This is a genomic window from Nocardia cyriacigeorgica, assembly GCF_029868385.1.
Classification (GTDB): domain Bacteria; phylum Actinomycetota; class Actinomycetes; order Mycobacteriales; family Mycobacteriaceae; genus Nocardia; species Nocardia cyriacigeorgica_F.
Map to the genome: position 1 here is coordinate 32,066 of NZ_JARWNX010000037.1, position 14,346 is coordinate 46,411.

The window sequence follows — 14,346 nt, forward strand, 5'->3', positions numbered from 1 at the left end:
GCGGGTGTGGGCCGGGCTGATACGGCGGAGGTGGGCCGGGCTGATTCGGCCGGTGGGCGGAGTGTTCGGGTCGATCCTTCCGGTGCGATCGGGAGCGGAGTTACCAGCTGCCGCAGGCGCACTCGGTGCGGGCTGCGGCTACTGCGCCGGTGTGCTCCGCTCGCGGATTCGACGCCTGGTCAGTGGGCGAATCGTGAGTAGCGGTGCGAACAGCAGGCTCGCCCAGAGCAGGTGGGCGCTGATCACCAAGGGGCGGTGCGCGGCCGTGCGCTCGGTGATGACGCCGGGGACGCGATAGAGCGAGAGATCCGGAGTGGTCAGCATCGGCTCCAGTTGCGCCAGTGTGGTTTTCGATTCACCCAGCGGGCCTGGCGTGCGGTGCTCGACGAGCACCCAGCCCACACCGAGCGCCGCCAGATCCTTCGCCGTACCACCCGTCAGCAGCAGACTCTCCACCTGCCCGGCCCGCGCGCCCTCACCCGAAACCCGCTGCCCACGCACCGGCAGCTCACCGGTCTGCAACACATCGTTCGGCAGCATGCGCGGCGCCGGATCCAGCACCGGCGCCGGCCCGCTGTACGGGAACCGCCGGAACATCCCTCCGGGCAGCACCGCGACATCTCCCGGCCCATCCACCCGTTCGGCCACCTGCTGCCACGCCGCCGGGTACCGCACCGCCCGCATCTCACCACCCACGCCCCACGCCAGGTCGATGAGCGGGAGTATCAGTGCCGCGATGAACAGGGCGGCGATGGTGGTGAGCGCAGGACCGGCGGCGGATCGGCGGTCGTGGGTGGGTGGTGCGACCCGGGATCGGCCGGGTCCATCCGCGCCGGATGATCCGGGCTGGGCGTCGATGGATCCGGCGTCGGCCAGGGTGGACGTGTGCCCTGGGGTAGTCGAGCTGCTGCCGGGTTCGGCTGTGCTGCTGATCGGATTCGAGGTGGGATCGTTCGGCGTGTGCGCGGATGCGCCGCCTACAGAGTCGGCTGAGCGGACTTCGGTTTCGGCCGTCGTGGCGGTAGCGTCGGGCCCGGCGCTTCGGTCGATGGCCCGACCGCCGAACCTCGCCGCGACGGCAGCGCATCCCGCTGCGACACACAACGCATACGCGGGCATCGCGAGCGCGACGTACTTCTGCGTATCACGTAGCAGCCCCGCGCCCGGTACCTCGACGACGAGCCATTCGAGAACTTCCATGCCCCATGCGGTCGCGCCGAGCGCGGGTAGGAGCACGGCAGCCAGCGCGAGCCCGAGGAGCCTGCGTCCGGTGCGCACGTCTGCGGTGTCGGGCTGCTGTCCCACCGGATCCTCGGCGGTCTGATGCGCTCTGCTGGCGCCGGGCCGGATGCGCCGAACCGGGAATCCGGCGACGGTCCGCACGCCGAGGGCGACGAGGATCAGCAGGATCGCGGTCGCGGCGAGGGCGAGCGGGGTGGTGCGGGACCAGGGGACGGCGTCGGCGTTCCAGATGCCGCCGAGACCCGCCAGGCTGCCGATGGTGGCGAGGCCGGGTTCGGCGCGGGCGGCAAAGGCGGCGATACCGGCGGGGTCGGAGGTCTCGGTGCCCGCGCCGGAGGCGAGCGTCGCGACCAGCCAGGGCGCGGAGGCGGCGATCAGCAGCGCCAGCGCACCGGCGACGTTGCGACGGCCCGCGACGACGAGGCCGACGATGCCCGCCAGCAGCGCACCCGTCGGTGTCAGCCCCGCGGCGGCGAAGCACCCGGCGAGCGCCGCCCAGTCCCGCACCGCTTGCCCCGGACGCCGATCAGCCACGCGCGTAACCGGCTCGGGTTCACTCGGCTCCGAGGGCACATGCGGTCGTGAACCGGCCTGGCCTGGGTGCATCCGGCTGGGGGAGGTCTGGTCGGTGGTGGTCTGGTTGGAGCCTGGCTGGTCGGAATTGGTTTGTTCGGGGGGAGTTCGGTTGGCGGCGGTCCGGTCGGAACCGGTCGGACCGGACCCGATCTGGTCGGGGGCGGTCTGGCTGGACGCTGTCCGGTCGAGAGAAGGGTGAACGGGTGCTGCCCGGCCCTCTGGGGTCGCGGCCAGGCTTCGGGGCCCGGTGGTGGTCTGGTCATGTGCCTCGGTGGCCTGTTCGGGGCGAGCCGTCCGGCTCGGTGTCGGGTCGGGGCGGCGTCGATGTGGCGCGGAGACTGCGTTGCGGTTCGCCCGCTCGCGGAGCCGATGCGCTGCCAGCGCGGTCCACGGGAGGGCGGCGTACCCGGTGAGCAGGCTCCAATGACCCTGTAAGAGACGTTCGGCGACAAAGGGATTCCAGATCGCCACCGTGACGGCCACCAACTGCGCCGCGACAGGCACACCGAGCAGCGTCCGCGACAGGACCGCCGCACCGTATCCCGCCGCCCACAGCGCCGCCAGCAGGATCGCTTTCACCAGCAGGCCACCATCGATCACCGGCGACAACGCGGCCAGTAGCGCGTCCTGTGGCACCGCGCGGGGTGCGGCGTCGCCGAGACCGAGAGCCGCATCGGTGAGATAGGACCGCGGTGTGCTCACCGCATCGCGCAGCAGCAGATATCCGGTGCCGAGCAGCGGGCCCGCGATCACCAGCGTCAGCAGCGCGCTGTAGGCGGCCGGGACAACCCGCACCCACCGGTCGCCTCGACCCCAACCGCGCTCACTCACGACTGTGCACCCTACGTTCCCCACCCGGCCACAGCCCGCCCTTGTACCTGTCGGCCTCATCGCACGGTCGATGACCTCGCGTTCATCGCCGCGGTCCGCCGGTCGAGGTCTTCGATCGGCGTCGTGTCCAGCAGGCCGAGATGGTGGCCGAATGCCGCGCTCATTTCGTTGCGGAAGCGGCCCATGGGGTTCGTGCGCGCAACCTGACCCGGTCTCTTGTTTCCGATCGGCCCCGAGCGTCGTGGATCGCCTACTTCGGCACGGCGGTGCGCTGGCGACCCCGAGCACCGTGCACCCCGGGCGCCGATGCGGCGGTGGCCGACCTCGCGGTCTATGCGAACCGGGTGTGCGAACCCTTGCGAGTCCGGTCCATTCGGGCGACTCGCGGTGGTTCGGGGGCGGACAAGCGGGATTGCCGGGTGGGGTGCGACGATGGCGGGCGTGTCTGCTGTTCGTCGCCTTCCCGTCGTGGCGGATCTGAGCTTGGTGACGGCGGGCGCGATGACGGCCAATGTGGCCGGGTATCTGCTCCAGTTGCTTGCCGGACGATGGCTCGGGGTCGCGGGATACAGCGAATTCGCCAGCCTGCTCGCGGTGCAACTGCTGTGCGCGGTGCCCGCGCTCGCCTTACAGAACGTGGTCGCGCGAGAACTCGTGCGTGGCGCGAGTGTGGCGGCGCTGCGTGGTCTGCAATGGCGGTGCGCGGTGATCGTCGCGGCGGTGGCGGTGGTGCTGATTCCGGTGGTGACCATGGTGCTGGAGGTGAGTCCGGTTGCCTGCGCCGCCGCGCTCGTTCCAGCGCCCGCATTGGTGATGCTGTCCGGCGAGCAGGGGGTTCTCCAGGGCGGCAGGCGTTTCCGCGGGCTGGCCGTTGTGCTCGGCGCCGCCGGTGTCGCGCGGGTGGTGCCTGCGATCGTGGTGCTCGCAATCGGCGCGGGTGCCGCGCCGGCATTGTGGGCGGCGGCGTTCGGTATTGCCGGGGCGGCCGTGTTCGCCCGGTATGTGGCCGGTGCGTCGGTGGATGCGATGCCTGCCGCGGAGCCTGTCGGGCCGGAGGTGGCGGCGGCCGCCGGTGGTCAGGCCTCGCTGGAGTTCTCCGCGCCGCCCGTGCCGACCGCCGGATTCGCCGGTGTGATCGCGGTGCTGCGGGCCGCGCAGGTGCAGGCGGCGCTGATGGCATTGTCGTCGGCGGATCTGATCGTGGTGCGGATCGTGCTGGACGAGGACGACGCCAGCCGCTACGCCCTCGGCACCATGGCCACCAAGATCGCGTTCTGGCTGCCGGCGGCCGTCGGCATGGTGCTGTATCCCCGCATGGCCCAGCCAGGGCATTCGGCGGGCGCGATCCGCTCGGCGCTGGCGGTGCTGTCCGGCATCGGCATCATCGCGGTGCTCGGCGCGGCCGTCGCTGCCCCGCTCGCCCCCCTGCTCGTCGGCGAGGATTACGCGCCCATCCAGGGCCTGCTGTGGTTGTTCGCCCTGCACGGTGCGGTTCTGGCGGTATTGCAGGGCGCGCTGCTGTCCGCGATCGCCGTCGACCGCACCGCCCTCGCCGCCATCACCTGGCTCGGTCTCGGCATAGAACTCGCCCTCATGCTGGCCTTCGCCCGCACCATCCCCGCCCTGATCACCACCGCCGCAGGCGTGGCCACCACCACGACCGTGATCGTCGCCGTCCTGGTCCTCTACACCGCTGCCCGGAAACCAACCAAGGCCGAGACGGGCTCCTGACCTCCGGCCCTGTGCGCGGTGGTGTGCGCGGGCCGATGCGCTGTCCGACCCTTGGCGTGCGGAATGTGCCCCCGGTATGTCCCGCATCGGCGATGTCCAGACACTGTCGACGGGCCGCTGGCAGTGCCCGGCCGCCCACCACCCGTCACGCTGCCGAGAGCAATCGGGCTCTGATCCAGCCGACATCGCATACCCAGACCGCTTGTCGGCGGTGGTCACGTATAGCGCCGTCCGGGAGCCCCGGACGACGTGCTGATGCCCGAACGGCACCCCGCCGCCGAACTGTGGATGGCAGGTCCGACCGAACCCGGTGCGTATTCACGCGGGCGGAGATCGTCTCCTGGGTGCCCGGTGTCGAGCCATAGGTTCGGTCAGCACGAATCCCCGACCGCAGGCGGAAACACCGCAACGGCAGCCAACGAAAACAACTCGGCCCCCGGCGCGATTGCCGGGGGCCGAGTCGATTCGAGGTGTTACCGCTGAGCGATCAGGGCTTCTCGGGAAGCTTGATCGTCTCGGTCGGCGCGTCCGCGTCACCGCGGCGCGGGCTCGGGGCGGTCGGTGCCGCAGGTGCGGGACGACGCGGCGGCACACCGCCACGGCCGGCCGGGGCAGCCGCGCCGCCGCCGCGGATACCGAGGACGAGGCCCGCGATCAGCGCGATCACACCGACGACGCCGAGGATGATCGGTACGATGCGACCGAACAGCGACAGCTTGTCGATGTTCTCCTTGGCCACATCCAGCTGCGACTCGATGGTGGGCTCATCGAAGGTCAGGGTCGCCTTCAGCGCGGTGACCTGCGGCTTGTCGCCGGTTTCGCCGTAGTACATGTGGATGGCCTCTTGACCGTCGACGACGGTGCCGGTCTCCGGCTCCACGAACAGGTCGCGAGTGTTGGTGTACCAGCGGTACATGGTGACCTCGCCGTCACCCTCCATGCCCCATTTCGCGGCGGGCAGGGTGAGCTTGAACGCGGGCTGCTGGCTGGCCTCCCACAGGTTCGACGGCGGGACGACCTGCTGGAAGTGGTAGACCTTGGTGCCGTTGATCTCGGTCTCCTCGATGAACTTGGCATCGGAGGTGACGCGGGCGGTCCGGTCGAAGTACGGGTAGTCCTTCTTCTCGGTGCCGATCGGGAAGCGGTACTGCAAGCCCTCGCGCTTGAACGGGTCGGCGACGCTCTCGCCTTCCTTGTTCACGGTGGCCGCGATGGAGCCGTTCGGGTCCTCGTCCACCGGCTCGCCGGACTTACGGTCGATGGTGACCCGGTCGACCTCGGCGGTCAGCAGACCGGTGTCGCCCTGCTTATCGGTGCGACGCAGGGTCGTACCGGCCTGGACGGTCATCTCGGTCGCGTCCGAGGGCTCCTCGACGGTCACGAACCGCTGGAAGACCAGCGGAACGTCGGCGTCGACCTTCGCCGAACCCTCGGGGGCGGTCAGTGATTTGGAGTCGAGCACGAGGCTCTCCGTGCCCTCGGCATTGGTGGCGACGGTGGTGATCTCGAGGTCGAGGGGAGTCTTCGCCATCTTGCTCAAGGTATAAGTCGGGATCATCAGCGCGGCCACGATGAGCAGCGCGCCGAGGCCCACGAGCAGGCAGGCAACCGTCCTTTTGGTTCCGGCACTCTGTGCCATGCAAAGTCTCCTCGTTGTAGAACACGGGTCGCTCCGTCGGTACTGTGGGCACACCACAGCACTCGTGAGCCCCGACACTAACAGCCCGGTCATGAACCACGCCGTGTCGAGGCCGGAATCGGACCTGAAATCGCCCGAGTCTAGCGCGAAAAGTGAAATGTCGGATTCTCATGTCGAAATCCGCAGGGCAGACTGGACCCGATGATCGCCACCGCACCGACCACTACGGACGCCCCTCGTCGTCCCCGCACCTTCCTGCCCGCGCTCGAAGGTATGCGCGGGATGGCGGCACTCGGTGTCTTGGTCACCCATGTCGCCTTCCAGACGGCGGCGACCGGGGTTCCGGTGCTCGGCAGACTGCTGGAACGGTTCGATATGGCGGTGGCGGTGTTCTTCGCGCTGTCGGGGTTCCTGCTCTGGCGGCCGCATGCCACGGCCGCGCGTGGGCTCGGTTCCGCGCCGGGAGTCGTCCGCTACCTGCGCCATCGTGCCGCGCGCATCCTGCCCGCCTACTGGGTGGTGGTGTGCGTGGTTCTCGTGCTGCTGCCGAGCGCGGCCGATACGGCGGGTTTCCGGGTGTGGCTGGCCAACCTCGCGTTGCTTCAGGTGTTCGTCCCGTTGACACTGACCGACGGATTGACCCAGATGTGGAGTCTGTCGGTGGAGGTGGCTTTCTATCTGGTGCTGCCGTTATTGGCGTTCGCGCTGTCGGGGTTGCGTGGTTCGGCGGCGCGGGCGCGGATTCCGGCGGTGCTCGCGCTCGGATTGATAAGTCTGAGTTGGAATTTCCTTCCGGTGCCGACGCCGGATGCGATTCACGCCGACAATTGGTTGCCCGGATATCTGCCGTGGTTCGCGGCGGGCATGTTGCTGGCCGAATTGGCGGTCGATAGCCGACCGCTACCGCGGCTGCGCCGGATCGCGGGCAATCAATGGTTGATGTGGGCGGTGGCGCTGATCGTTTTCTGCGTCTCGGCCACGAATTTCGGTGGTCCCGCCGGGCTCACGCGCGCCGAGCCGTGGCAGTACGCCGCCAAGATGGCTCTCGGCGCGCTGATCGGGTTCACCCTGCTCGCGCCGCTGATCCTGCGTGACTCCGCGGCGGCGCCGCATCGCTGGCTGGAGTCGTCGGTCTGTCAGGCCATCGGCCGCTGGTCCTACGGCATCTTCATCTGGCATCTCGCGGTGCTGTCGATCGTCTTCCCGGTGTTCGGCATCGTGCCGTTCAGCGGCGATTTCCTGTTCGTGCTCACCCTGACCGTCGCCATCACCCTCCCCATCTCCGCCGCCAGTTATGCGCTCATCGAGGAGCCGGTGCGCCGGTATGTCCGCCGGCGCGAGCAGTTGGCGGCGGAGCGTAAGGCGCAGGCGGAGTAGTTTCGGTCGGCTCTCGACGAGGCCGGGTTCTGCTGCGGCGTGGCCGGCACGTTGGTGGGCGCGCTGCGATCGGGACACCCCGCAGTCCGTCAGTTCGGTTCGTCCTCGGTTGCCTCGGGTTCGGTACGGCGCTGCGGCAGCGCCGCGATACCCACGGCGATCACCGCGATGAGCGCGGGCAACTGCACCCACAGCGAACCGCCCACATAACCGCCGGGCGAGCGCCACGGCCCGGTCGACAGGGCGGCCGCCGAGAGCACGGTGCCGACACCGGCGATCACCACCAGCGCGGTGCGCGGAATCCGCGGGACGAAGCGCGTCACGGCGAGACCCGCGGCGGTGAGTGCGGTGCCGACCGGGCCGGAGATGATCGTGGTCGCGGCGGCGAGGCCGACGGCGGGCAGCCAGCGGGTGCGCCAAGTGCGTGGCGCGGGGCTGTCGGCGAGGGCGCGGCCGCGGCGCGGGATCGCGAGGAACGCCAGAGGTATCAGCAACAGCAGGCCGCCGAAGATCGCCAGGCGATACCAGCGGTCGACGGGGAAGGCGACCGTGATCGGCCCGGTGGTGTCTTCGGGCAGGAGCCAGCCCTGTTTCCAGCCGTCGACGACGATCGGTTCGAGTTCGCGGCCGTCCTGTGTCTGTGCGGTCCAGCCGACGTTCGTGCTCAGCGGCAACACCAGCAGCTGCGGTCCGGCGGCAGCTGCGGTCGGAACCGGGTCCACGGCGGGGTTGTCCAGGCGCAGCCGATCGACGAAGAAGAGTTCGGTCGGCGCCGCGATCACATCGACCCGGCCGGGGAAGAGATCGACGGTATCGGCCGACACCGAGTTCCGTTGATCCGTCGTGCCATCGGTATCGGGCAGCTGGGCTCGATCGGTCGCCGAACCAGCCACATCCGAATCAGCTCCGGTCCCGTCGGCATCCGTCCCGTTCGCCGCCGAATCGGTCCCGGCAGTATCCGGTTCATCGAGCGAGGAACCCGCTCCCGCGCAGATCCGTGCCGAAACCGGTGCACCCGAACGCAGCTCGGCCGCGGTCGCCGTGATCGATGTCGAGAAGACCTGCCCGCCCAATGCGACCGTCGGCCCGTCCGCGCACTCGACCGTGATCAACCGGTCCGGGTCGGCGGGTGGCGGATAGTCCGGTCCGAGTACCGAGATCTCGGCCAGGCCGGGTGGTTGTGATTGGGCAAAGCCGAGAGCGGTGCGGTCGAGTACCGGCGCCCAGCTCTGGATGCTGAGTTCGATGCGATCGGTGACCGTCGGATGCAGGGCGATCTGTGTCATCGCGTCCTCATCGAGTGCACGAACCTGCGGACCGTTGCCGAGATTCACCGACACCGCGGTCGGCGCGGCGGGCAGCCCGCCCAGCGACGGCGTGATCTCCAGGCCATCGACCAGCGCCGGTTCCGGCAGTTCGATGGTCAGGGTCGGCTTGGCGCCGAGCAGGTTTCGCACCGAATCCTCCGGCGCGGTCCAGCTGGTGCGCGGGTCGCCATCGGTGGCCGCGAATGCGGAGCCGCGCAGATCGCCCACATCGGATTTGCCGCGTGCGATCGGGCGGCGCGGATCGGTGAGCAGCGCTTCGAGTGCGGGACCCTGGCGGGTGCGCACGGTGAGTTCGGGCGTGACGGTCATCGGGTCCGGAACCGACAGCGTCCGCTGGAACGCGCCGAGTTCCTCGGGCGCGAGCGCCAAACCCTTACCGCAGCGCACCCGGTCCGGTGCATCGAAACACGCACTGCGTCCGGGGAATTCCTGTCCGAGATCCCAGCCGGCGATCTCGGCGCCCGTCGGGGTGGGTGGCAGTACGGTGCGATGCTGGATGTCCACGCGCACCGGTGCATCGCGCATCGAGTAGTCGTCGAGGGTGAGTTCGCTGATGCCGAACTGTCCGCCGCCGGTGCCGTCCTTGGTGCGGATCGCGGTGATGGTGAGCCAGCTGGTCGAACCCGCGGGCAACGAAACCGACACCTGCGCACCGGGTTCGGAGATGCGGGTGGATACGCTGCCGTTGTCGGTGCGCACCTCGACCCATTTCACCGGATCGCCGATCGCCGCCGCGCTGGTCGTCAACCGCAGCAGCCCGGAGCTGATGGGTTGATCGAGATCGAGCCGAAGCCATTGGCCCACCGCACGTTCGGCGCCATTGCTGACCCAGCCGGTAGCGGGATCGCCGTCCACGGCGGCCACGGTAGAACTGCCGGGCGCCGAACCGCCGAGCTGGGTGGCGTCGGCGGCGGAACTGGACGCGGTGACCGTCGCACCGGACCATTCCCCGACCACCGGCTCCGCATCGGTCACCGGATAGTCGGGCACCAGATTGTGGGTGCGCCGCGCATCGTCGGGGGCGCGCAGCGCCGAATTGTGGTTGTCCACCTTGCCGAAATCGGCTTCCCGCGCCATCGGGGTGTCGGTGATGGTCACCGGCCCCATCGGCAGCCCGGCACGCTGGGCGTCGGCGGCGAGCAGGCGGGGTTCGGCACCCACTCCGGGATCGCGGTTCAGTCGTTCCAGTGCCTCGGGTCCGCCCTGCACCGTGGGCACGGTGTTCAACGGGACGGTGTAGGCGCCGGGTATCGCATCGGGTGCGCCGGTGCCGCTACGCAGGTCGGCGGGGGTGCCGGGGAGTGGAACCTCGACCCGGTAGATCTCGATCGCCGGATAGGCGGGCCGCAGATCACCGTCGGCGACCAGTCCGTCGGCGATGACCCCGGTTTCGATCGGATCGCCGAATTCGGCCACCTTGTGCAGACCCGGCGATCTGTCGAGCGCCTGGTGCGCGAGCATCGGCCTGGTCGAGCGCGAGGTATCGGGATCGAGGTCGTTGCGCAACACCACGACGCCGATGCCCTGCGCGGCCAGGGTCGCGGCCAGCCCCGCCGACGGTCGCCCGTCGGCGATCAAACGCTGCACCGAATCCATCGCGCGGATGGTGCCCGGCGGGTTGAGCGGCACCGCATCGCGCACCGCCCATGGCGTCTGCGCCAGCGCCTGGAGCGGTTCGTCGCGGGTGAGTCCCCACACCTGACTGCCGAACGGAGCGCCGGGCACCACGAGAGCCCTGGTATCGGCGGCGTTGTCCTGGAGCCATTGCGCGGTCTGCCGCCAATAGCCGGGCACTTCGTCGTAGGCGCCGCGCGGTGCGAGTTTTCCGGTCCAGGCCAGCGAAGTGGACAGGGCGAGCGCGGTGAGGATCAAGGCCGTCACCGCGACTTTCCGATCCCGTTCGGGATGGGCGAACGCGCTGCGCCAGACCGGCATCGGCACCGAGGCTGGCAGCGGGACGCGGGCGATCAGATGCGCCAGACCCAATACCAGCGGGATACGGATGAGCGGCTCGAGCTTGTGCACATTCCGCAGCGGCGCACCGCTCGAATCCAGGAACACCCGCACCGATTCGGCGAACGGGCCACCGAGTTCGCCGACGTACCCGGCGCTGATGCCGACCAACCCGACGCACAGGATCACCGTCAGCCGTCCGCGTCCCGGCATCGATCGCATGGCCAGCCCGGCCATACCCGCTGCCGCGATCAGCCCGGTCGCCAGTACCGCGGCCGGTTGGGTGACCAGCACCGCGCCCGCGATGCGCTCCGGCGAGACGAACGGCGTCCAGCTGTCGGTGCCGCGCAGCACCTCGCCGAGCGAGGCCCATTGGGTGGTGACGCCAGAGGATTCGATGAAGTCGAGGAACGGCGGACTCACCCGGCCGAGCAGCAGCAGCGGCACCGCCCACCAGAATGTCGCGAGCACCAGCAGTGGAATCCAGGCTCTGGTGAACCGCCACCAGCGCCGGTTCGGCCGATAGGAGGCCCACCACAGCAGGGCGGGCAGGAATGCCGCGACGGTCGCCACCGCGTTCACCGCGCCCATCAGCGCCAGGGCGAGCGCACTGCCCGCCGGTGAGCGCGCGCCACCACGTCGTCGCTGGTAGGCGGTCCCGAGCGCGGCGGGGGCCAACAGCACCCACGGGGCGAGCACCATCGGCAGGGTCTCCGAGGAGATCGACCCGAGCGTGGTCAGCACCCGCGGCGACAGCGTGAACGCGACCGCCGCGACCACCCGTGACCCGCGGCTACCGATCCCGAGCGTTTCGCACAGCCGCACGATGCCCCAGAACCCGGCGAGCAGCAGCAGCGCCCACCAGATCCGCTGGGTCACCCAGGCGGGCAGCCCGAGCAGGTCACCGAGGGAGAAGAAGGTCCCGTGCGGGAAGAAGTACCCGTAGGCCTGGTTCTGCACCTGCCCCATCGGCGCCTGGCTGCTCCACATGTGCGAGGCACGGTCGAGGAAGCCGAGCGGGTTCTCGGCCAGGTCGTATTTGGTATCGGCGACGGTGAGGCCGGGAGCTTGTAGGAAGGTCAGCAGGAAGGCGGCGACGACGGTGCCCGCGAACCAGCGCCTGCCCAGCGGAGCGGTCTCCGCGGCATGTGGCGCGCCCGTGACCGTGGACGGCCGGTCGGCATCCGGTCGGCGCACGGGAGTTCTGGTGTCGTCGGGCATCACGTTCGTATCAGTCGGCTTCGGTGGCGGCGGGTCGAGCACCCGCGAGGGTAGCCGCGAGATGAGCCGGACCGGGCGCATCCGAGACAGCTGTGCGGGGCTCGGCCGGGATGTCGACCGGAAGGCGCTGTCGGCCGGGCAGTCCGGGTCGGCGGGCTGATGCGATGCGGGATCTTCCAGGGTCCGCTGAACCGTTCGGATCTACCTGGGCGCTCGGGCCTACAACGCCGCTTGGCGCAGCCGGACGAACGGCGTGACTCGATGCCAGCGCCGGACGCGGACCGGGCGCATCGGCAGCCGACCGGATCATCGGACCGACAGGCCGAGAGCGCCGGTAACTCGCAGTGTTCTCACAAGGTGTCGGACCGCGGTGCTGCGCAGATTCGGCGCGCACCACGGTCAGCGGATCGCCCGCGCCGGACGCGAGCGATCCGAGGGAAACCGGGTGTGGATCAGCGGCTGCCGTATTCGACGTTGTTCAGCAGCGAGGAGTCGGCATCGCCACTGCGGTCGATCTCGGGGCGGGAGTTCTGCTGCACCGCCGCCGTGATGATGAACACCGCGATCGCGCCGAGGACGGCGCCCGCGACCGCACTAGCGGCACCAGGTACAGCAAACTTCATCGGGGCACTCCAATACTTCGCGGAAGGCAGGTATTCCCGGCCAACCTAGCAGGACTTCGGCCATTCGCGTATGCGCAGGTCCGCTATAGCCGATGGGTATTTCGAAGAAACGCCGGTGACGGGCATCGCACTGGCGCGCCCACCTCACTTCGGCGGCAGTGCGCAATTCATGGTGTCGAGGAAAGTACGCAGCTTCGCGGTGGTTTCGTCGAGTTCGATCTGCGGCTCGGACGCGGCGACGATGCCGCCACCGGCGAACGCCCGCAGCGACAGACCGTCGGCGGCGATCTCGGCGCAGCGGATCGCCACCAGCCAGTCGCCGTCGCCATCGGCGTCGCACCAGCCCGCCGCGCCACCGTAGAACCCGCGCTCGCCCTCCAACTCGATGATGGCCTCCAGCGCGTCCGGGGTGGGGGTCCCGCAGACGGCGGGTGTCGGATGCAGTAGCAGCGCGAGTTCGAGCGCGGTCGGCGCCGGATCACGCAGCGTGCCGGTGATCGGCGTGCCCAGATGCCAGACCTGCTGGGTCTGCACCAGCTCCGGGCCGTCGGGAACCGTCAGCGAGGAGCACAGCGGGCCGAGCTGCTCCACGATCCAATCGATGACGAAGGTGTGCTCCTCGCGATTCTTCGGGCTCGCCAGCAGCTCACGGGCCTGGGCGGCGTCGGCGTCCGGATCGGCGAGCCGCGGCAGTGTGCCCGCGAGCGGATGCAGGGTGACGGTGCTGCCGTGGCGCGAGACGAGTACCTCGGGAGTCGCGCCGACCAGCGTCTGGCCCGGACGTCCGGCCGGGGACAGATCCACCGCGTACACATGCGCCCGCGGATGCCGGGTCAGCAGATGCGCGGCCACCACCTCCGGGTCGAGCGGTTGTTCGGACGCGGCGAGCACCGATCGCGCCGCCACCACCTTGCGCAACGGCTGACGCGCATCGCCGAGCTGCTCGACCAGTTTCGCCACCCGCGCCAGGTGCTCGCCCGGGCTCGGCAATTCGCTGATCACCGCGATCTCGGGCAGTTCGGGCACGGCGGCGGGCCGCCATGGTCCGGCCGTATGCTCCACCCGACCGGGGACGGACAACGCTGCGTTTTCCCGTGGATCGAAGGGCAGCGCACCGACCACCATCGCGGCCGATCCGTCGCGCAGGGCCGCCACCGCCAGCTGTGCGTCATCGAAAGTCGCGCGCGTATCGTGCGCCCGGATCACACCGTCCGGCGTGGCCAGCAAAAACCCGTCCATAACCCGACGGTATCCGCGGATTCGGTCGAGTTGGTGAGCTACGTCCGCCGGGGCGACGAAGATCTCATCGGGGGCGCGAGCGCTCGGTTGTCGACGGAACTCACTTGCCCGGCGGGACCAGTAGCACCGGCCGGTGGCAGTGTTTGAGGACGGCGTCGGCCACGCTGCTGTGCAGGAGTGCGCGGATGCCGGTGGCGCCGCGGGTGCCCGCCACGACGATGTCGACGTCGAGGTCGTCGGCGCATTCGACGATGGCGTTCCAGATCGTCGAGGTGCATTCGGCCGTTCTGGCCTCGGCGTTGAGTCCGGCCAGTTCGGCCAGGCGCACACCCTCACGGTTGGTTTCGCGCGCCGAGACGTAGGCGACGTCCTCGATCTCCTCATCGGGCACCCACTCCGGCTGCATCACCCCGGACAGCCCGGAGATGCGGGCGGCCTGGCGCACCATGGGTTCCCATGCGGTCAGCACCACCGCACGATCGGCGGTGAGGAATCGTCCGGCGTACTCGATGGCCCGTTTGGCGTTCTCGGATCCGTCGTAGGCGATGAGCATCAGATCGCAGGGCACGACGACCTCCCGGTGGTC

9 protein-coding genes are annotated in these 14,346 nt (G+C 69.8%); 2 read left to right on the forward strand and 7 right to left on the reverse strand.

The features are described from left to right. Positions 1–138: 138 nt before the first annotated feature. Entirely contained in the window at positions 139–2,649 is a 2,511-nt protein-coding gene (locus QH168_RS07730) for a hypothetical protein (protein ID WP_432421058.1), read from the reverse strand. A gap of 56 nt (positions 2,650–2,705) precedes the next feature. Continuing rightward, positions 2,706–2,834 carry a hypothetical protein gene (locus QH168_RS07735; protein ID WP_280233821.1) on the reverse strand — a complete coding sequence of 43 codons (129 nt, stop codon included), beginning with the start codon at positions 2,832–2,834 and terminating at the stop codon, positions 2,706–2,708. Between the two features lie 247 nt (positions 2,835–3,081). Between QH168_RS07735 and QH168_RS07740 the strand changes: the two genes are divergently transcribed. After that, entirely contained in the window at positions 3,082–4,380 is a 1,299-nt protein-coding gene (locus tag QH168_RS07740) for a polysaccharide biosynthesis protein (RefSeq protein ID WP_280233822.1), read from the forward strand. Positions 4,381–4,867: 487 nt separating this feature from the next. Here the strand turns inward: QH168_RS07740 and QH168_RS07745 are convergent, their stop codons facing one another. Next, positions 4,868–6,019 carry a DUF3068 domain-containing protein gene (locus QH168_RS07745; protein WP_280233823.1) on the reverse strand — a complete coding sequence of 384 codons (1,152 nt, stop codon included), beginning with the start codon at positions 6,017–6,019 and terminating at the stop codon, positions 4,868–4,870. Positions 6,020–6,220: 201 nt separating this feature from the next. On the opposite strand from QH168_RS07745, the gene QH168_RS07750 reads away from it, so the two are divergent. Next, positions 6,221–7,396, forward strand: coding sequence for an acyltransferase family protein (locus tag QH168_RS07750; RefSeq protein WP_280233825.1), 1,176 nt, complete (start codon positions 6,221–6,223; stop codon positions 7,394–7,396). 89 nt (positions 7,397–7,485) lie between these two features. Here the strand turns inward: QH168_RS07750 and QH168_RS07755 are convergent, their stop codons facing one another. The 4 genes from QH168_RS07755 to QH168_RS07770 form a co-directional block, all read right to left on the reverse strand. Continuing rightward, positions 7,486–11,898 carry an alpha-(1->3)-arabinofuranosyltransferase gene (locus tag QH168_RS07755; protein WP_280233826.1) on the reverse strand — a complete coding sequence of 1,471 codons (4,413 nt, stop codon included), beginning with the start codon at positions 11,896–11,898 and terminating at the stop codon, positions 7,486–7,488. Positions 11,899–12,350: 452 nt separating this feature from the next. Then, positions 12,351–12,521 (reverse strand): DUF2613 domain-containing protein, encoded by a 171-nt coding sequence (locus tag QH168_RS07760; RefSeq protein ID WP_280233827.1) that lies wholly within the window; start codon positions 12,519–12,521, stop codon positions 12,351–12,353. Positions 12,522–12,665: 144 nt separating this feature from the next. Beyond that, a complete protein-coding gene (locus QH168_RS07765) occupies positions 12,666–13,760 on the reverse strand; it encodes an isochorismate synthase (RefSeq protein WP_280233828.1) in 1,095 nt (364 codons plus the stop codon). Between the two features lie 100 nt (positions 13,761–13,860). Then, the gene (locus tag QH168_RS07770; RefSeq protein ID WP_280233829.1) at positions 13,861–14,328 is read right to left on the reverse strand and encodes a universal stress protein; all 468 of its coding nucleotides are present in this window, start codon (positions 14,326–14,328) and stop codon (positions 13,861–13,863) included. Between the last annotated feature and the right edge of the window lie 18 nt (positions 14,329–14,346).